A 20,441-nucleotide genomic window follows, 5' to 3' on the forward strand; every position below is an offset into this window, starting at 1 on the left:
GCGACAAATTTTACGGGTTTGAGTATTAAAAATTCTTCAGTTTCAATAAGTTCAGTATTTTCTGATTTTAAGGAAATCACTAAAATAAGACTTTCGGTTAGTGTTGTTTTTTCTTCCATAGCAGGGTACTTGTTGGGTGCCGAAAGTATAGAATTGACCACTTTGATACTTCTGGCCTTTGGCGGGTATTTTATGGTGGGAGCTTCCAATGCGTTCAACCAGATTATTGAGCGCGATTTGGACGCCAAGATGGACCGTACTAAAAACAGGCCGATTCCTGCGGGACGTATGTCGGTAAATACAGGGTTTGCAATTGCGGTGTTGTTTACCATTTTGGGAATAATCACCTTATATATTATCAATCCAAGAACGGCCATGTATGGGGCCATTTCCATTTTTTTATACACCAGTGTTTACACGCCATTAAAAACCAAAACACCATTGTCGGTTTTTGTTGGGGCAATTCCTGGGGCCATTCCTTTTATGTTGGGGTGGGTAGCCGCTAGAAATCACTTTGGAATTGAGCCAGGTACTTTATTTGCCTTGCAATTCTTTTGGCAGTTTCCACACTTTTGGGCTATTGGTTGGTTCTTGTTTGACGATTACAAAAAGGGAGGCTTTTTTATGTTGCCAACAGGAAAACGCGATAAAGGAACTGCAGTGCAGATCATTATGTATTCCATCTGGACTATTTTGGTGTCGATTATTCCGGTGTTTGGATTTACAGGCGATTTAAAACTTTCCGTTGTAGCCGCAATTATTGTATTTCTGTTAGGCGGTCTAATGTTGTATTATGCCTTGGATCTATTTAAGAAAAGAACCGTCCAAGCAGCCAGACAATTGATGTTGGCCAGTGTATCATACATTACTTTATTACAGATAGTATACGTTTTAGATAAATTTTTGAGATAAATGGATTTAACCGAAGGAACCTTTCAGGAGAAAAACGCAAGAGCTAAAAAAATGATGCTATGGTTTGGTATCATTTCATTGTTTATGTCTTTTGCAGGATTAACCAGTGCCGTAATTGTTAGTAAAAGTCGCCCGGATTGGCTGAATGATTTTCAGTTGCCGAGTGCTTTTATAGTGAGTACAGTGGTTATCGTGTTAAGCAGTATCTCTTTTGTTTTAGCAAAGCGAGCCTTAAAACAAGACAATAGAAGTCTCGCGACTCTGTTTTTATGTTTAACATTTGTCCTTGGAGTGGTGTTTATTTACAGTCAATTTTTAGGTTTTTCCCAAATTATTGGCTTGGGGTATAATTTTACAGGTCCTACCAGCAATGTTACCATGAGCTTTGTGTACATCATTGCCGCAGCTCACATTGCGCACGTAGTGGCTGGCTTACTTTCAATTTTGGTGGTAATTTATAACCATTTTAAACAAAAGTATTCTTCAAAGGAAATGCTAGGGGTGGAACTGTCTGCAACTTTCTGGCATTTTGTAGATATCTTGTGGATATTCCTATTTTTATTTTTAAATTATATAGGATAGTATATATTTGACTTTTATCCCGTTTTAGGAATTCCCTTTCTTTATCAAGCATTTGTTTTGAAAATATGAAAGCGAAGTTTCGTTAGATGGATAAAATGATTATTTTTGTGCAAATTTTAACAAAATAAACGCTTAATATGAATACTACAGTAGTGAATACTGGTACAGAAGGCAAAACTTGGGGAGGTGGAAATGAGCCTCTTAAGGCAAGTTATGGTAAAATGATGATGTGGTTTTTCATCGTTTCGGATGCTTTAACTTTTTCTGGATTTTTGGCAGCTTATGGATTTTCAAGATTCAAATTCATCGGAACTTGGCCTATAGCGGATGAGGTTTTTACCCACGTTCCGTTTTTACACGGGCAAGAATTGCCTATGATTTACGTTGCTTTCATGACCTTTGTTTTGATTATGTCTTCCGTGACTATGGTATTGGCTGTAGATGCAGGTCACCACATGAAGAAGTCTAAGGTGACTTTCTATATGTTCTTGACCATTATTGGTGGTTTGATCTTCGTTGGATCTCAAGCTTGGGAATGGGCTACCTTTATTCAAGGAGACTATGGAGCAGTTCAAACTAAAGGAGGAAACATTCTTCAATTTGTAAATGCTGAAGGAGAGCGTGTAGCATTGCGTGACTTTGTGGTGGCTGAACACTCTGAGCGTACAACTCATGAAAATAAAAATGGACTTTGGTTTGTTGGAGAATCTTCTTTGCCTACCTATACTGTAGAAGAAGTAGTAAAAGGATTGGAGTCTCACAGTGATATTTTGGTAAGAACCCAAACACTTGATGAACACGGACACAAGACAGTGTTGACAAGAGAGGAGTCTTTAAAAGCGCTTAAAACTAATGGTAAAATGGTGGTTGAAGGTGCTAACTTGCACGTAAATGAGTACGGGTCACCGTTATTTGCTGATTTCTTCTTCTTTATTACAGGATTCCACGGTTTTCACGTATTCTCTGGAGTGGTTCTTAACATCATTATTTTCTTCAATGTTATATTGGGAACTTATGAGAGAAGAGGAAGCTACGAAATGGTGGAGAAAGTTGGACTTTACTGGCACTTTGTAGATTTAGTTTGGGTATTTGTATTTACATTCTTCTACCTAGTTTAATTTAGATAAAATAGTTACAATGGCACACGCACATAAATTAGAGATTTTAAGAGGATTAGTTAAGTTTAAATCCAACACTCAAAAAATTTGGGGAGTATTGGTGTTACTTTCCATTATTACAGCTGTTGAAGTTGTTTTAGGTATCTATAAGCCAGAAATGTTTATGGGGAAAGTAATCGGGATGAAATTACTAAACTGGATTTTCATCATCTTGACACTTGTAAAGGCTTATTACATTACTTGGGACTTCATGCACATGAGAGATGAAACTTCAGGTTTGAGAAGAGCTGTGGTATGGACAGGAGTATTCTTGATTTGCTACTTAGCGTTCATTCTTTTAACCGAAGGTGATTATATTCAAGGGGTATATTCATCAGGGTATATCAAAAGTGATTTTTAAGAACGTTGCTTAACGTTAAATAGATACAAAAAAGGCGGTTATTCAACCGTCTTTTTTATTTTTGCACCCATGAAAAACAATCAAGTAAAGCGTAATCTGGTATTGGGAATTCTCTTCTTGCTGCCAGTAATGTTTGTTCTGGTTTTATCGCTTTCAAACGATAATTACAATACTTTGGAAATCGTTCATGAGAATGTTCAGGATTTACCGCAAAGAAGCGATTCCGACATCCAATTGAAGGATCATTTAACGGTTTTGGGATTCTTTGGAAAGCATCCAAAGGAACAATCTACGCCAGCCTTAAACCTGAAGGAATTGATCTATGACAAATTCAAAGGTTTTAAGAAGTTTCAAATTGTCATATTGGTAACGCCAGAGGCCAAAACTGAAGCAGAAGAATTGTTCAAGGAAATTGCCAGTTATGAAGACATGCGCTTTTGGCATTTCATAACACTTGATGAAGCAAGTATCCAAACTGTTTTCCAAAGTTTGAAATCGGATATGGGATTGAATGAAAACCTTTCTACGGAGCAAGTATTCATTGTAGATACCGATTTGAAACAACGTGGAAGGACTGACGATCGTGAAGATTGGGAAAAGAAAAAGAATTTAGCACCCTACCCGTTATACTCATACAGTGCCATTGAAGTTGCTGAGTTGAAAAATAAGTTAAGTGCCGAAGATTTACGAATTTTGTTTACTGAATACCGTGAGCGCAGAAAGGGGAACTACGATTCTACCCAAAGACGTGCCAACGATTTAAAAGAACATAAAGATGAGCAATAAAACAAACTATTCATACGTAGGGATTGCCTTTATCATTTTGGTTTTTGGAATCATTTTTGTTCCAAAAATTGTCGATAGGATTACAAATGAAGATATCACTAGAAACGAAAGTAGAAGTGATCAGACCAAAACCAAAGAGAAGGAGGTTGCAACTTCCGAATTGGCTTTTTTGAACATTAATGGCGAGCCTAAAAAAGTGCCAGATTTCAGTTTTGTCGATCAAAATGGAAATCAAATTACCAATAAGGATTACGAAGGAAAGGTGTATGTAGTAGAATTTTTCTTTACAACTTGCCCGTCCATATGTCCAAAAATGAACAAAAACTTGGTTCAGATTCAAAATGAATTCAAGGAATTTGAAGATTTTGGCGTTGCATCTTTTACCATCAATCCAGAGCACGATACTTCTGAAGTTTTGAAGGCTTATGCCGATAATTATGGCATCACAAATCCTAACTGGCATTTAATGACAGGCGATAAAGATGCTATTTACGAGTTGGCGAATGTAGGCTTCAACCTGTATACCGGGGAAAATGAAGAAGTAGCCGGTGGTTTTGAACATTCTGGGAATTTTGCCTTAATCGACAAAAATGGATTTATCCGTTCAAGAGTGGTTGCTGGAAATCCTTTGATTTTTTACAACGGGATAATTTCTGAAGCAGAACAAAAAGACGATGAAGGCCAAGAGCAACAAATTACAATGCTTAAGGAAGACATTGCACAATTATTGAAGGAGTAAATAAATATAGCTATCAATTACGAAATAGATATGAGTAATCAACAAGTCTTGGAAGAGAAAAAATATAATAAGTGGATTGTTATTTTATCGGTTGCAATTCCGTTGGCTGTGGCGGCCCTTTTTGGTGTGAACCTTCGAAAAATGGGCTTTGATGTTGAGCCTTTAACCTTTTTGCCTCCTATTTACGCAGCTATCAATGCGGTAACCGCTTTGGTTTTGGTGTTAGCATTTTTGGCCATTAAAAATAAAAAGGTAAGCTTGCATGAAGGTTTAATGAAGTTTGCCATTATTCTTTCCGTACTGTTTTTGGTAATGTATGTAGCCTATCATATGACGAGTGATTCTACAAAATTTGGAGGGGAAGGAGTTATAGCTTATGTCTACTATTTCATTCTAATAACCCATATTATTCTTTCAATAGTGATCATCCCTTTTGTGTTGATTACCTATGTTCGAGCTATTACCAATAATATTGAAAGGCATAAGAAAATTGCAAAAATCACGTTTCCTATGTGGTTATATGTGGCTGTTACAGGAGTCGTGGTATATATAATGATTTCACCTTATTACGCGTAGTTATGAAGTCTAGATGGACCATCCTCTGTATCGCTTTTTTGTTGTCATTGAACTCTTTTGCGCAATGTGCGATGTGTCGCGCTGTTTTGGAGAGTGAAGAGGGGCAATCGACTGCAGAAGGTGTGAATAATGGGATTGTGTACCTTATGGCCATTCCATATATTTTGATTGGAGGTATTGGAGTTATTATCTATTACAAGTTCTTTCGGGCAGAAAAATCAAAATAGTTCCATTTTAGTGTAACATTTTTTAATCATTTCAGTCTTAATAGTATACCTAGTTAAGTAATTCTTAACAGTTTGTTAGTATAAAAGGTTTTAACTTTTATGTAACATTGTATAGGCTATAACTATCTATTTATGATTGAAATAAAGAATATTCACAAGTCTTACCATATGGGGAGTAATAGTCTCCATGTGTTGAAGGGAATTAACTTTAATGTAAAAGAAGGTGAGCTTGTTTCTATTATGGGCTCTTCTGGTTCTGGCAAGTCTACCTTATTAAATATTTTGGGCATGCTGGACGAAGCCGATTCCGGTGAATATGTTTTGGATGGTTTCCCTATTCAAAATCTCAACGAGAAAATTGCCGCGAAATATAGAAATGAATTCTTAGGCTTTATTTTTCAATCTTTCAACTTAATAAATTACAAAAGCGCTTTAGATAATGTGGCTTTGCCTTTATACTATCAAGGAATCAAGCGTAAGGAACGCATTGATAAGGCAAGGCATTATTTGGAAAAGGTGGGTTTAGGGCCTTGGTCCAACCATTTGCCAAGTGAACTTTCGGGAGGGCAAAAGCAAAGGGTAGCCATTGCTAGGGCTTTGGCAAGTGACCCAAAGGTACTGTTGGCCGATGAGCCTACTGGGGCATTGGACACGGCGACTTCCTATGAAGTGATGGAATTGATTCAAGGGATTAACGATGAAGGTAAAACCATTTTGGTAGTGACTCACGAGCACGATATCGCCAATATGACAAAGCGAATCGTAAACCTTAAGGATGGGGTAATTATTGATGATAGTTTAGTAGAACAAGTAAGGGCTTCCCAATATGTTTGATATTGAACGATGGCAGGAAATCTTTGAAACGCTCCGAAAAAATAAACTTCGAACGTTTTTAACCGGGCTTTCGGTAGCTTCGGGGATTTTTATTCTTGTCATTTTGTTAGGCTTCAGTAAAGGCATCGAAAATGGCGTGACTTCACAATTTCAGCGGGATGCCACAAACATGATAACCGTTTGGACCAATAGAACTACAAAAGAATACAAAGGTCTTAACCCTGGTCGCTATGTCCAACTAAAGAACGGTGATTTTGATATGGTTTCTACCAAGTATAAAGATTACTTGGAGTATGAATCGTCTCTTCATGGAATGTGGGGAGTGACCATGACTTATGGAAACCAAACAGGAAGTTACCGCATTAGGGGAGTGATGCCCGATCATCAGTTTATTGAAAATGCGGATATTTTAAAAGGACGGTTTTTAAATCAGGCAGACCTTGATGAAGCCAAAAAGGTGGCCGTTATAGGGAACAAACTGAAACGGGACTTGTTTAAGGATGAAGATGCCATAGACAAGAACATCCTAATGTATGGCATGAATTTTAAGGTGATTGGTGTGTTTTCTGATCCTGGAGGTGACAGGGAAGAAGATCAAGCCTATATACCCATATCTACATCACAAAAGGTATTTAATATTGGGGACAATATTCGAAACATGTTGTTCACAGTGGAGATGTCCGATAATTTCTCAGATGCGGTTACCTTATCGCAAAATATTTCCACAGAAATTGAATCCCAAATCAAGCAAATGCATACAGTAGCTCCAGATGATACTGGGGCAGTTAGAGTTTATAACACCCTTGAGGAAGCTAAAAAAATATATAAGCTTATTGATACTATTAAAGCCGTGTTTTGGTTTGTAGGGATTGGAACGATTATCGCAGGAATTGTGGGAGTTGGAAACATCATGCTCATTATTGTAAAAGAACGTACCAAAGAGATTGGAATTAGAAAGGCTTTAGGAGCGCTACCATGGTCTATAATCGGCATGATCATCCAGGAAGCTGTTTTTGTAACTATGTTTTCAGGATTATTTGGTTTGATATCTGGATTGGCATTATTGGAAGCCGTCGGCCCTCAAGTAGAAAGTGATTTTATAAAATACCCGCAAGTTGATTTCAACATTGCCATAACCACAGTATTTATTTTAGTATTTGCAGGAGCATTGGCTGGGTTTATTCCGGCATATAGAGCTGCAAAAATTAAGCCTATCGAGGCATTAAGGGACGAATAATATGTTTAATAAAGATCGTTGGGACGAAATATTACAGGCACTTGCTACCAATAAATTCAGAACCTTTTTAACGGCTTTCGGGGTTTTTTGGGGTATCTTTATATTGGTATTGTTGCTGGCTCTAACCAATGGACTAAAAAATGGGGTCACCGCCGATTTTGGCGACTTTGCCACTAATTCCATGTTTATGTGGACCCAAAGAACTTCCATGCCCTATAAAGGAATGCCTAAAGGACGCAACTTCAGTTATAAATTGGACGATGTAGAAGCTATCAAGGCTCAGGTGCCCAATCTAAAATATGTGTCTCCCAGAAATCAATTGGGGGGATTCATGGGTTCCAACAATGTTACAAGAGGAACCAAAACAGGAGCCTTTGAAATTTATGGCGATTATCCGGAGTATATTAACCAGCAGCCCATGGACATTCTACAAGGAAGGTTCATTAGCTATTCCGATATCAATACCAAACGCAAGGTGTGTGTTATTGGGACGGATGTTGTAAAGGGGCTTTATGATAAAGGGGAGGAGGTTATGGGGTCTTATATCAAGATTAATGGTGTAAACTTTATGGTAGTGGGCACTTTTAAGATGAGCAACAGCCAAGGAGATCGCGAACAGGATGCCAATACCGTATACATTCCATTTACAACATTTGGAAATGCTTTCAATAGAGGGGATAATGTAGGTTGGATGGCTATTACAGCAGTTGATGATGTGACCATTACTTCTGTAAAACAACAAATTTTCGATTTAATGAAATCGCGGCATAAAGTAGCTCCGGAAGATGATCGAGCCATTGGTCACTGGGATTTGTCCGAGCAGTTTGAACGTGTTAATGGCCTATTTACTATTTTAACCATTGTGGGATATTTTGTGGGGGCTTTGGTACTCATGTCTGGAATTATTGGAATCAGTAACATCATGCTCATTGTGGTTAAGGAACGAACCAAGGAGATAGGTGTGCGCAGAGCTTTGGGGGCAAGTCCTTGGACGATTAAAGGACAAATCCTACAGGAAAGTTTGTTGTTGACCATTCTGTCTGGAATGGTGGGGATTTCCTTTTCGGCTTTCATGATTTGGCTACTGAATTACCTATTGGACAGTAGTGGCCCTGTTGAGAATTTTGCGAATCCAAGTGTAAACATGACCGTGGTGTTTACTGCATTGATCATATTGGTGGTATCTGGCTTGTTGGCAGGGTTGATACCTGCAAATAGCGCCACAAAAATGAAACCCGTTGATGCCTTGCGAATAGAATAAAAATGAAATACATCCTAACAAACCAAATTTAAATAGCATTACAGATGAGAAGGACAAAAACCGTAATTATTCTTGCCTTTATAGTTGTTGCGTTTTCTGCAGCATTATATTACTTATGGCAAAAAAATCAGGAAGATCCTATAAAGTATACTACTGAAGTGCCAAGCGAACAAACCATTGTTGTGAAAACGGTGGCTACGGGTAGCATTGTGCCAAAGGAAGAAGTTCTAATAAAGCCAAATATTTCTGGAGTTATAGAAGAGATTTTTATTGAAGCAGGAGAATATGTAAAGTCGGGTGATTTGATAGCCCAAATTCGGGTCATTCCAAATGTGTCTTCTTTAACAAGTGCCAAAAACAGCATTGCAACTAACCAAACCGCATTGCAAACGGCACAAATTAATTTAGAAACCCAACAGGCAAATTACGATAGGCAGAAAGCTTTGTTTGATAAAGGAGTGATTTCAGCCAATGATTTTGAGAGTATCAAAAATACTTATTTGCAGACGAAACAAAGTGTAGAACAGGCCAAGATCAATTTAAACTCCGCTAAACAGAACTACGACATCATCAAAACAGGAACTACCAGTGGTTTGGGCAATATCGCGCAAACTCAGGTAAGAGCGACGGTTTCTGGGATGGTATTGGATGTGCCTGTGAAAGTGGGGAATCAAGTTATTGAAGCCAACAACTTTAATGAAGGGACCTCCATAGCTTCTTTGGCAGATGTCAAGAAAATGATATTTGAAGGAAAAGTTGATGAGAGCGAAGTTGGAAAAATTAAAGAAGGTTTGCCATTGGAAATTACTGTGGGGGCTATCGAGAACAAAGAATTTGATGCGGTCTTAGACTATATCGCTCCTAAAGGTGTGGAGGAAAATGGTGCTATCCAATTTGAAATAAAAGGAACGCTTACCAAAATGGATACGACTTTTATTAGGGCAGGTTTGAGTGCCAATGCAGCCATTATTTTGGATAAAGCCGAAAAGGTATTGGCTATTAAGGAAGCCTTGGTGCAATATGACAAAGAAACCAAATTGCCTTACGTAGAAATTGAAACAGGAGACCAGAAGTTTGAGCGTAAAGATGTGGAGTTGGGCATTAGTGATGGTATATATGTTGAAGTAAAAAATGGTGTGACAAAAGATGATAAAATTAAGGTGTGGAACCAGCTACAGGGAGCGCCTCAATATGCTCAAAATTAATTCATGAATTTTGTAACACTTTAACATTTCCTCAGACTTATATATCGATTATGAAAAAACAATTTTTCCTATTAATAGCGCTTGTCTCCTTTGCATCCCAAGCCCAAGAAAAAAAGTGGACATTGATTGAATGTGTCGATTATGCTTTGGAGCATAATATTTCAATTCAACAATCTGAGTTGGATTCCGAGCTGGCAGATATCGACAAAAATCAGGCGGTTTCAGATTTTTTTCCGAACCTAAGTGCATCGGCATCCTATAATATAAATACAGGAGCAAATATTAACCCAGCCACCAACCAGTTCGAAAATGAGACCTTTAAATCGGCTTCCGGTGGGGTGAGCTCAGGGGTTAATATATTTGCTGGGTTAAGGAACTGGAAAAGTCTTCAAAGAGCAAAATTGAACCAGTTATCCTCTCAATATGCATTGGATAAAATGAAGGATGACATATCGTTGTATGTTGCGAATGCCTTTTTGCAAATTTTGTTTAATAAAGAACAACTTAAAGTGCTTCAGGCCCAAAATGTGATTACACAAGAAAATTTGGAGCGTACTCAAGAAATGGTAAACGCTGGGACTTTACCGGAAGGCGACCTTTTAGAGATTAAGGCCACCGATGCTACCCAGAAGCAGGAAATTATTGCTGCAGAAAACACATTGTTTATATCAAAACTGGGACTAGCGCAATTGTTGCAGATTAAAGACTATCAGAATTTTGATATTGTAGACGATGAGTACGATATTATCTCTGAAGACATTTTGAATGAAAATGCGCAAACTATTGCCGACAAAGCAAAGGTGGAATTGAACGACATTAATATTGCTGAAACAAGTTTGTTAATTGCCGAGAAGGATTTGTCCTTGGCGCGTTCAAATTATTTTCCAACACTGTCTGGTTTTTTAAGTTATAATACACGTTGGTCTAGTACTCAAATAGACCCATTTACTGGAGAAGAAATTGTATTTTTGGACCAGTTGTATATTTTCGATGGTACTGCAATTGGGTTTCAATTGAACATTCCAATTTTCAACAGGTTTACCACTAGGAATAACGTTAATAGAGGTAAGGTAAATGTTGAAAGGGCGAAGTACCAATTGGAGCAAGCAGAATTGGATTTAGAAAGTAATGTGTATCAAGCATACAATGATGCCAAGAATGCTAAAAAAGCTTACGAAGCCGCTGAAAAAACAGAGGAAGCAAGACAGTTGGCTTTTGAGTATTCTAAGGAACGTTACAATGTGGGATTGTCTAACGCTTTTGATTTTAACCAATCGCGTACCCAATATGAAAATTCACAATCACAGGTTATTAGAACAAAATACGATTACATATTTAAACTCAAAGTTCTGGAGTTCTATTTTGGAATTCCAATCACCCAAATTAATTAGATTTTATGAGTAAAAAAGGACTCATTGCTCTTCTCGCAATCATAGCTTTGGCTGTAGTTTTAATTTTAGGAAAAAAACTTGGCTGGTTTGGTAAGCAAGGGAATTTTAAAGTAGTAGAAACTCAAAAAATTGCCTTAATGGATATTGTGGAAACCGTTTCGGCAACAGGAAAAATCCAACCAGAAATAGAAGTGAAATTATCCAGTGAGGTTTCTGGAGAAATTATTGAGTTACCAATTGTAGAAGGTCAGCAAGTGAAAAAAGGAGACCTTTTGGTGCGTGTCAATCCAGATATTTATCAGTCTAATTTAAACCGATCGCAAGCAACCTTGCAAAATTCAAGAGCTGGTTTAAGTCAGGCAGAAGCTTCATTAAAAGAGGCCAAGGCCAACTACGACAGGAACAAAGTGCTTTTCGAAAAAGGCATCATTTCAAAGTCAGATTGGGATAAGGCTATTTCAACATATGAAGTTGCCCAAGCTAGTAAGGAGTCAGCCTTTTTTAATGTGCAAAGTGCAGCCGCTACAGTGAATGAGTCGAGAGACAATTTAAATAGAACTACGATTTATGCACCTATGAGCGGTACCATTTCAAGATTGGATGTAGAATTGGGAGAGCGCGTTGTAGGAACCCAACAAATGGCCGGTACCGAAATTATGAGAGTGGCCAATTTAAGCAATATGGAAGTTGAGGTTGATGTGAATGAAAATGATATTGTTAAAGTGCAAATTGGGGACTCTGCCATAGTGGAAGTAGATGCTTATCTAAAGAAGGAATTTAGAGGCCTTGTTACTGAAATAGCCAATTCGGCTGAAGGTGATTTAACCGCAGACCAAGTGACCAATTTTAAGGTGAAGGTGAGAATTTTGGAAGAATCCTATAAAGATTTAACAGAAGGGAAGCCTGAGCATTATTCCCCTTTTAGACCAGGGATGACCGCCACGGTAGACATTATTACCACTACAAAAAATAAGGTTGTTGGGGTGCCAATTAGTGCTATTGTAATCAAAACGGATACAAGTTCAACGAAAGGTCCAAGTGCTCCAAAAATGGGAAGCAGTATTCTAGATGAAAAGTTTGAATGTGTATTTGTTAGAAACAACGATGAGGCCAAGTTGAAAGTTGTAAAAACCGGTATTCAGGATGACTCCAATATCGAAATAGTTTCGGGACTTACAGAGGGAGAAGAAATCATTACCGGGCCATATAATATTGTTTCCAAAACATTAAAGCCTGGAGATAAAATTGAAATACAAACAGGAGAAGGTAAGCCTGTAGAAGAATAGATTACCATAGAATTATGGCGTTGATTTTAAGTATAGAGACTACAACCACCAATTGTTCGGTGGCAATTTCCAAGAATGGGGAAACGTTGGTTTTAAAGGAAGATAATGGTGAAGGATATTCTCATGCCGAATCCCTGCATGTGTTTATTGATGAGGTAGTGAAATCTGCCAATATAAAACCTGCAGAATTGGATGCTATTGCAATCAGTAAAGGGCCAGGGTCTTATACTGGTTTGAGAATTGGGGTTTCTGCCGCTAAAGGCTTATGTTTTTCTTTGGATAAACCATTGATTTCGGTGTCTACTTTGGAAGCGTTGGCGAGGCAGGTAAACGCTGATGAATGTATCATAATTCCAATGTTGGATGCCAGAAGATTAGAAGTGTATTCAGCTATTTTAGATAAAGATTACCAAGTTATTCGAGAAGTACAAGCCGAAATTTTGAATGCCGATTCCTATGCTGAATATTTGGAACAAGGACCAATTTACTTTGTAGGGAATGGGGTTGCCAAAACAAAAGAATTGATTGCTCATCCAAACGCTGTTTTTGTGGAAGGGAAGTTGCCTTCTGCAAAAGAAATGGGGGCATTGGCTTATGATAAGCTCAAAAAAAACGACATCGAAGATGTCGCTTATTTTGAGCCTTTTTATTTGAAGGACTTTATTGCTTTAAAGCCTAAATCTTAAGTTTAGCCTTCTTTGTGAATTTCCACACTGTGTGGGTAAGGAATTTCAATACCGGCAGCATCAAGCGCTTCTTTGGTACTTTCCATAATGTCGAAGTATACTGTCCAATAATCGTCGGTTTTACACCAAGGTCTTACAGCAAAATTCACCGAGCTATCCGCCAATTCCAAAACGGTAACAGATGGCGCTGGGTCTTTTAAAACCTTAGGGTGCGAAGTCAATTGCTTCATCAAGACTTCTTTGGTGGCTTTAATATCGGCATCATAGCTCACACCAAAAACTAAATCCACACGTCTTGTGCCTAAAGAAGTGTAGTTGATAATGTTTCCATTGGATAAGGAACCGTTCGGAATAATGATTTCCTTGTTAGAAAGCCCTGTTAGTTTGGTGGTGAAGATTTCAATTTCCTTCACAACTCCCATTTCTCCTTGGGCTTCAATTAAATCTCCAATTTTGATTGGTTTGAAAATCATGATCAAAACGCCTCCTGCAAAATTTGCAAGCGATCCTTGTAGTGCCAAACCAACAGCCAAACCAGCAGCAGCTATAATGGCGGCAAAAGAAGTAGTTTCAACTCCAACGGTGCCTAAAACAACAATTATCAGAACTATTTTTAAGGCCCAATTCAGGAGGTTTAAAAGAAATTTCTTAAGGCTGATGTCATAATCTCCCTTGTCCAAAATTTTCTTTGTGGTGTTGAATAATACTTTAATGACCCACGATCCAATAATCCAAATCGCGATGGCTCCAAGCACTTTTGGACCAAAATTTACAATTAAGTCATACCCCTTGTCTACCCATTTTTGTAGTTCCATGTTCATGTGTTTTAAATTAGTAATCAAATGTATGGATAATCCTTTAAAACAGAAAGCTTTAATCTACGCGTAACGGAAATTTAAAATTTACAGGAATGACCAGATTGTTTACTTTGAAATCATTTTCAGGGCTTTGTCCGTTTCTGTTACGGGAAGTTGACAAGTTTTATTTTCGCAAACATAAATCATTGTTTTGTCATCCAGATAGCGGTTTTTTAATAAAGGTGATTCTTTTGACGTAATGCTGCCAGCTATGAGTTTGTTTGGATTGTAAATTTCGTTGATTTCGGATAGTTTTTCATGCGCCTTTTCACCCACAACAACAACTTCATAATAGGGATTTGTATAATTGAGCATTAAGTCCAGCCAATTTGAAAATCCAGAACCATAAGCTTTCATTTCTTCTTGAACATTATTCAACATCGTGGTCGCTGTTTTATGGTAATAGTCGTTATCGAAATAATGTGATAATTTGAATAGATTTTTGGCCATTACCGAATTGGATGATGGAATCACATTGTCACGATATTCTATATTTCTGGTCACCAAACTGGAATCTTCGTTAGAGGTGAAAAAGAACATGCTGCTTTGCGTATCATAAAAATGATCAAGGGCATAATTGGTAAAATCCCTGGCCGAGTTGAGCCATTGGTTTTCTAATGTGTTTTCATATAAACTGATAAAGGAGTCTATGGTAAGGGCGTAATCTTCCAAAAAGCCGTTGATGGAACTATGGCCATTTTTGTAGTTGTGAAACAAGCCGCCGTCTTCTTTTAATTGTTGCTGAAGAATGAAATTGGCATTAGCCTTTGCTATTTCAAGGTATTTTTGGTCTTTTAAAACTCTATAGGCATCTACATAACCCTTGAGCATGATGGCATTCCAAGACGTGAGTGTTTTGTCGTCCAGTCGGGGACGTTCTCTCAAAGTTCTAGCTTTCAGTAAGGTTTGCTTCCAATTATGTTTTTTTGAGTGGAGTTCGTCTTGGCTTAATTCATGGTTTGTGCAGAACTGTACATCATCAAGTTTTCTTATCAATACATAGTTGTCACCTTCCCAATGACCATAATTGTTCACGTTATAATACTCAGAAAATAAAGCGAAGTCGTTAGGGAGTAAGTTTTTTATTTCTTCTTTGGTCCAAACATAGTAAGCTCCTTCCTCCAAATGTCCTTGGGTGTTGTAGCTGTCGGCATCCAAAGCAGACATAAAGGCTCCCTCAGGCGTGGTGAGTTCTGTTTCAATAAAGTTTAGAGTTTCAATTATAATGTCTTTGTAGAGGTCATTTTTGGTGAGTAGGTACGCATCGGAATAGAGACTTACCAATTGACCATTGTCATAAAGCATTTTTTCAAAGTGGGGGACATGCCATTTGTCGTCCACCGAATATCTGGAAAAGCCGCCGCCAATTTGGTCAAAGATGCCACCATAGGCCATTTGCGTTAAAGTAAGGTTGACAAAATCAAGGAGAGATGTATTATTGGTTTGATGGGCGTATCGCAATAAAAAATGATAGTTATTGGGCATCATGAATTTTGGAGCTCTTTTTAGGCCTCCGTTTATATGGTCAAATGACTGGGACCATTCCGAAACGATGCTGTCAATGTGTGTTAACTTGAAATTAGGAGTCTCTTTATTGATTGCCACTAAATTCATGGATTTGAGCCCTTTTTCCATTTGATCTGCATAATTGTAGAGTTGCTCCGGCTGTTCCTGGAATAGTTTGGAAATTTGTGAAAGGGCACTCATCCATTGTTCCTTTTTAAAATAGGTGCCTCCCCAAACAGGCCTGCCATCGGGAAGCGTAACCACATTCATGGGCCATCCGCCGCTACCCGTCATTAGTTGTACCGCATCCATATACACTTGATCCACATCGGGACGCTCTTCACGGTCTACCTTTATGCTGATGAAGTTGGCATTCATCACTTGGGCAACTTTTTCGTCTTCAAAACTTTCGTGTTCCATGACATGGCACCAATGGCAGGCTGAATAGCCTACGCTTATGATCATTAGTTTGTTGTCATCTTTGGCTAGTTGAAGGGTTTTGTCATTCCAAGGTTTCCAATCAACAGGATTGTGGGCGTGCTGTAGAAGGTAGGGACTTGTTTCGTGAATGAGATCGTTGGTGAATTGGTGTGTCATGGTTTTGGAAGATTGACCGTTGCAGCTGATTAATGAAATAAAAAGAATGATGATCAGGTACCTCATATTTCAAAAGTAATGAAATTGCCATAAAAAAAGCGCTCTTAAAATGAGCGCCTTTTGTTCGGGATGTAAGCGTTAATCAACTTCAAAGGTAATTTTTACATTCACTCTGTATTCGGTGATTTCATCGCCTACTACAACAGCACTGTGCGAATGCACAAATACAGATTTGATATTTTTAATGGTTTTGGCAGCATGTTTCACTGCTGATTTTGCTGCGGCTTCCCAACCTTTATCAGAGTTGGCTAAAACTTCTATAACTTTTAAAACGGCCATAATGAGTAACTTTAAATGGTTAAAAATAAACGATGTATAAAGTTACAAATTATATAGGCGAATTTTTGCGTTTTGGACATTGAAAATCAATTTAAATAAATGATTTTCAATATGTTGCATATGCTATCCGTTAATTGCTTCAACTGTTTGAACTTTGTCCTTAAGCATTTCCCTTAACATGTTTTCTATACCATTTTTTAAGGTGAATGTTGAAGATGGGCAGCCGCTGCAAGCCCCTTGAAGGATAACTTTAACCGTTTTTGTATCTGAATTATAAGATTCAAATTGGATATTACCCCCGTCACTAGCCACTGCGGGTTTTACATATTCCTCTAAAATATTGATGATTTCCTTGGACGTATCATCAAGTGCTTCAAAATTGGCATCTAATTGTTCCTGTGTTTTTTCTAAAACCACATTGGCATTTGGAGAAACAATCTCCTTTCCATTTTCAATATAAGATCTAATGAATTCTCTTAGTTCCATGGTAATGTCATTCCATTCGGCAATGTCGTATTTGCTGATGGATACATAGTTTTCGTCAATGAATACATTTTTTACAAATGGGAAATGGAACAATTCTGAAGCCAAAGGAGAAAGTTTGGCCTCATCAATTGAAGAGAACTCAAAAGTTGCGGTTACCAATTTTTTGTTGGCAACAAATTTCATCACCGATGGGTTTGGAGTGCTTTCAGCATACACAGTTACTGGAACTTTTTTTGAAGGGGTCGCTTCTTCAATGACTATGCCGTCAGCGTTGAGATAGTCTTGAATTTGTGTGGCAACCTCTTCTTGAACATCTGCCCATTCTACAATGTTGTATCGTTCCACAGCAATAAAATTACCAGAGATGTAAACCTTTTTTACAAATGGTAAATAGAATAATTGTTGCGCCAACGGAGAAGGTTTGGCTTCATCAATATTATTAAATTCAAAGCTTTGATGTTGGGTTAAAAACGTGTCGGCTTCAAATTTGATAATGGATGGGTTGCTGGTAGCTTGTATTTTGATTGTTATATTTTTCACGGGAATTATTTTTTGCAAAAATACTAAAAGCATTTGGCACAGAAATATTTAATAAACCAAAATTTTAGAGCTATAAAACAAAGATTTAACTAACAATCAGTAGGTTATTTTTTAAGTTTAATAAACATTTAACTTTATTTTAAAATATTAGGTCATATTTGACAAATTTTCTTATTTTTCGCTCCACTTTTAAAGCCCTTTGTAATACTTCGAAACATTTAGATTTCATATTATTTTGTTTTGGTTGAGGCTTTTAGGGGTAATAGGCTATTAGATCATAATTTTTAAGTACAAGTTTTTACGCTAGGTAAGTTAGGAATTTACCCTAGATGACTGTTATATGTTAAAATCTGATAGTTAAAATTTTGAGCATTATGAAGAAAATTTACGCAGTACTAATATTTTTAATATCACTTAATGTTTTTTCTCAGGATGTGGTGATGGTTAATGGTAGTTTTAACCGTTGTGCTCCTGATATGTTTTACGATTCTGGTGGAGCAGGAGGAAATTATTCTAGTGATGAAAGTTATGTAACAACACTATGTGCTATAGATGCTGAAGATTTTGTTATCGTGAATTTTACGGCATTTGCAACACAGTTAAATGCAGATGTTTTAACTATATATGATGGACCTGATACATCAGCTCCTATAATAGGATCTTATTCTGGGGCCAATAACCCTGGGCAGGTGGAAGCCTCACCTACTAACGCTAGTGGCTGTTTAACCTTTGAGTTTATTTCCAATAGTACTGGGGTAACTACAGGATGGGCAGCAGAGATATTATGTGCTTCTCCATGTCAAACAATAACACCTTCCATTGCTTCTGTTCCTGCAGCAGATAGTTCTAATATAATTAATGTACTACCTAACGATGTTATTGAGTTTTCTGCCAGTGCAGTTTTTTCTGAAGATGGTACAGGTGCCACTTATACTTGGATTTTTGGAAATGGGGATTCGGCTACAGGAGAAACAGTAAATTATGCTTATCCTAACTATGGAACCTTTACCGTGACTTTGGTCGTTGAGGATACAAACCCTCAGGGTTGTAATGGAGTGGTGCAGATTACGGTGTTTGTCTTGGGACCTAATTTAGTCATAGATGAGGACACCTATACGATTGAACAATTGGTGACAGATGTACTAATCGATAGCCCTTGTGCGGATGTATCCAACATAACGTATTCTACAGGGACAAACTTTGGGGATGCTAATGGTATTGCCTATTTCTATGGTGATGGACAGGCCTTCCCCTTTGAAGACGGAATTTTAATGATGTCAGGAGATGTTACAAATGCTGGAGGTCCTAATAATAATGGTTTAACTGGAGGTAACTGGCCAGGGGATGCCGATTTGGATGAGATCGTAATAAATGGTACTGAAACAGTAAACTCAAATGATGCTAGTATCATAGAATTTGACTTCGTCCCTATTGCCGATAGTATCAGTTTTAACTTTTTGATGGCTTCAGAAGAATACAATGGAAGTACAGGAGGAACCTTCGAGTGCACGTACTCCGATGCCTTTGCCTTTTTGTTAACTGATGAAGCGGGGAATACTACGAACCTAGCGGTATTGCCAGGGACTACTACGCCAATTTTGGTGACCAATATCCACCCTGCAAACAATGGTTGTGGTGCGATTAACGAACAATATTTTGGGGGCTATACAGGAGCAGGGCAACCACCAATGTCTTTTGATGGAAGAACTGCTGTATTTACAGCGTCATCTGCCGTAAATCCAGGTGAAAATTATCATATTAAATTAGTAATTGCAGATCATAATGACCACGCTTTAAACTCGGGTGTATTTCTACAAGCGGGTAGTTTTAGTCTTGGGGGATCTTTAGGAGATGACATTACAATCGCAGCAGAAAATACGACATGTGGAGGAGGTATCATAACTTTGGATACCAATGCACCTACGGCTACACATACTTGGTATCAAGATGGTGTTGTAATAGAAGGAGAGACAACATCAATCTTGGATGTTACTGAAAATGGAGAATATACGGTAGATGTAGTGTTTTCTGAAGATTGCCAAGCTACAGACTCAATTATTATTGAATTTTATCCATTCCCGGAAATTCAGGAGCTTCAGGATTTAAGTGATTGTACACCTGCCCTAACAGCAGATTTTGATTTAACGGTAAATACTCCATTGATTTTAGGAGACCAAAACCCTGATGATTTTGAAATTACTTATTACGAAACCCAGGATGATGCCGATAATGAAACAAACCCGATTACTAATCCGGAAACTTATACGGCAACCAATGGTCAAATTCTTTATGTAAGAATTCAGGATGTTTATTCTGAAAGCTGTTTTACAATAGGTGATTTTTCAATTGCTATTGGAAACCCAAGCGTTAATTCAGTTCCAGATTTAGAACTTTGCGATGATGATAGTAACGATGGCTTCGAAGCTTTTGATCTTACTGTTCAGGATGCGGGAATATTAGGAACCCAATCCAATACAGAATTTGTGGTTACTTACTATACAAGTTTTGCCAATGCAGATACAGGTACGGGAGCCTTGGTAAGTCCGTACACAAATATTGTTAATCCACAGCCGATTTATGTGAGAATAGAAAATGTTGACGATGACACTTGTTATGAAGCGTTGCCTGACCCTGTATTTAACCTAATTGTGAATCAGCGAGCATTAGCTTCTGAAGTATCGAACATGTATCTTTGTGACGATATTTCCGATGATGGTAGTGAACTTTTCGACCTAACGTCTCAGGACGGTTTTATTTTGGGAGCGCAGGATCCAGCGGTATACAGCGTTGGTTACTATACCAGTCTTACGGACGCTGAACTGGCTCAGGGAGCCATCACAACGCCTTCTTCCTACGGCAATACTTCCAACCCACAG

General features: G+C 37.9%; 20 protein-coding genes. 16 read left to right on the top strand and 4 right to left on the bottom strand.

The annotated features are described in order from the left end of the window. The first annotated feature begins 24 nt into the window (after window positions 1-24). The 15 genes from cyoE (at window position 25) to tsaB (ending at window position 13,240) form a co-directional block, all read left to right on the top strand. On the top strand, window positions 25-912 hold the full coding sequence (cyoE, locus tag AC6I5C_RS16290; protein ID WP_497906082.1) for a heme o synthase: 888 nt from the start codon (window positions 25-27) through the stop codon (window positions 910-912). After that, entirely contained in the window at window positions 913-1,494 is a 582-nt protein-coding gene (locus AC6I5C_RS16295; RefSeq protein WP_497906068.1) for a cytochrome c oxidase subunit 3, read from the top strand. Between the two features lie 137 nt (window positions 1,495-1,631). After that, on the top strand, window positions 1,632-2,612 hold the full coding sequence (locus AC6I5C_RS16300) for a cytochrome c oxidase subunit 3 (RefSeq protein ID WP_053978127.1): 981 nt from the start codon (window positions 1,632-1,634) through the stop codon (window positions 2,610-2,612). A 19-nt stretch (window positions 2,613-2,631) separates the two neighbouring features. Continuing rightward, entirely contained in the window at window positions 2,632-3,012 is a 381-nt protein-coding gene (locus AC6I5C_RS16305) for a cytochrome C oxidase subunit IV family protein (protein WP_053978128.1), read from the top strand. 69 nt (window positions 3,013-3,081) lie between these two features. Next, window positions 3,082-3,798, top strand: coding sequence for a hypothetical protein (locus AC6I5C_RS16310; RefSeq protein ID WP_497906069.1), 717 nt, complete (start codon window positions 3,082-3,084; stop codon window positions 3,796-3,798). After that, a complete protein-coding gene (locus AC6I5C_RS16315) occupies window positions 3,788-4,537 on the top strand; it encodes an SCO family protein (protein ID WP_497906070.1) in 750 nt (249 codons plus the stop codon). The genes AC6I5C_RS16310 and AC6I5C_RS16315 overlap by 11 nt, the downstream gene beginning before the upstream one ends. Before the next feature lie 30 nt (window positions 4,538-4,567). After that, window positions 4,568-5,113 (top strand): DUF420 domain-containing protein, encoded by a 546-nt coding sequence (locus tag AC6I5C_RS16320; protein WP_497906071.1) that lies wholly within the window; start codon window positions 4,568-4,570, stop codon window positions 5,111-5,113. A gap of 2 nt (window positions 5,114-5,115) precedes the next feature. Beyond that, complete coding sequence (locus AC6I5C_RS16325) at window positions 5,116-5,340, top strand: hypothetical protein (RefSeq protein WP_497906072.1); 225 nt, start codon at window positions 5,116-5,118, stop codon at window positions 5,338-5,340. 132 nt (window positions 5,341-5,472) lie between these two features. Beyond that, on the top strand, window positions 5,473-6,174 hold the full coding sequence (locus tag AC6I5C_RS16330) for an ABC transporter ATP-binding protein (RefSeq protein ID WP_053978133.1): 702 nt from the start codon (window positions 5,473-5,475) through the stop codon (window positions 6,172-6,174). Then, window positions 6,167-7,411 carry an ABC transporter permease gene (locus AC6I5C_RS16335; protein ID WP_076663097.1) on the top strand — a complete coding sequence of 415 codons (1,245 nt, stop codon included), beginning with the start codon at window positions 6,167-6,169 and terminating at the stop codon, window positions 7,409-7,411. Before AC6I5C_RS16330 ends, AC6I5C_RS16335 begins: the two co-directional genes overlap by 8 nt. A 1-nt stretch (window position 7,412) precedes the next feature. Continuing rightward, complete coding sequence (locus AC6I5C_RS16340; protein WP_053978135.1) at window positions 7,413-8,672, top strand: ABC transporter permease; 1,260 nt, start codon at window positions 7,413-7,415, stop codon at window positions 8,670-8,672. A gap of 44 nt (window positions 8,673-8,716) precedes the next feature. Beyond that, window positions 8,717-9,877 carry an efflux RND transporter periplasmic adaptor subunit gene (locus AC6I5C_RS16345; RefSeq protein ID WP_497906073.1) on the top strand — a complete coding sequence of 387 codons (1,161 nt, stop codon included), beginning with the start codon at window positions 8,717-8,719 and terminating at the stop codon, window positions 9,875-9,877. Window positions 9,878-9,927: 50 nt separating this feature from the next. Next, window positions 9,928-11,268: a TolC family protein gene (locus AC6I5C_RS16350; RefSeq protein WP_497906074.1), complete on the top strand. Its 1,341-nt coding sequence runs from the start codon at window positions 9,928-9,930 to the stop codon at window positions 11,266-11,268. Window positions 11,269-11,273: 5 nt separating this feature from the next. Next, the gene (locus AC6I5C_RS16355) at window positions 11,274-12,554 is read left to right on the top strand and encodes an efflux RND transporter periplasmic adaptor subunit (RefSeq protein WP_497906075.1); all 1,281 of its coding nucleotides are present in this window, start codon (window positions 11,274-11,276) and stop codon (window positions 12,552-12,554) included. Window positions 12,555-12,568: 14 nt separating this feature from the next. Continuing rightward, window positions 12,569-13,240 carry a tRNA (adenosine(37)-N6)-threonylcarbamoyltransferase complex dimerization subunit type 1 TsaB gene (gene tsaB / locus AC6I5C_RS16360; RefSeq protein ID WP_497906076.1) on the top strand — a complete coding sequence of 224 codons (672 nt, stop codon included), beginning with the start codon at window positions 12,569-12,571 and terminating at the stop codon, window positions 13,238-13,240. 2 nt (window positions 13,241-13,242) lie between these two features. Here tsaB and AC6I5C_RS16365 read toward each other — a convergent pair whose 3' ends face one another. The 4 genes from AC6I5C_RS16365 to AC6I5C_RS16380 all read right to left on the bottom strand — a co-directional run bounded on the left by AC6I5C_RS16365 (window position 13,243) and on the right by AC6I5C_RS16380 (window position 17,565). Then, entirely contained in the window at window positions 13,243-14,055 is an 813-nt protein-coding gene (locus AC6I5C_RS16365) for a mechanosensitive ion channel family protein (protein WP_497906077.1), read from the bottom strand. A 108-nt stretch (window positions 14,056-14,163) separates the two neighbouring features. Continuing rightward, complete coding sequence (locus AC6I5C_RS16370; RefSeq protein WP_497906078.1) at window positions 14,164-16,266, bottom strand: thioredoxin domain-containing protein; 2,103 nt, start codon at window positions 16,264-16,266, stop codon at window positions 14,164-14,166. 72 nt (window positions 16,267-16,338) lie between these two features. Further along, window positions 16,339-16,539 carry a dodecin family protein gene (locus AC6I5C_RS16375; protein WP_497906079.1) on the bottom strand — a complete coding sequence of 67 codons (201 nt, stop codon included), beginning with the start codon at window positions 16,537-16,539 and terminating at the stop codon, window positions 16,339-16,341. Between the two features lie 123 nt (window positions 16,540-16,662). After that, window positions 16,663-17,565 carry a NifU family protein gene (locus AC6I5C_RS16380; protein ID WP_497906080.1) on the bottom strand — a complete coding sequence of 301 codons (903 nt, stop codon included), beginning with the start codon at window positions 17,563-17,565 and terminating at the stop codon, window positions 16,663-16,665. Between the two features lie 374 nt (window positions 17,566-17,939). Between AC6I5C_RS16380 and AC6I5C_RS16385 the strand changes: the two genes are divergently transcribed. Further along, the coding region (locus tag AC6I5C_RS16385; protein ID WP_497906081.1) for an FIDD domain-containing protein at window positions 17,940-20,441 on the top strand (2,502 nt) is incomplete at its 3' end.

It is taken from the genome of Mangrovimonas sp. sgz306409 (assembly GCF_059735265.1).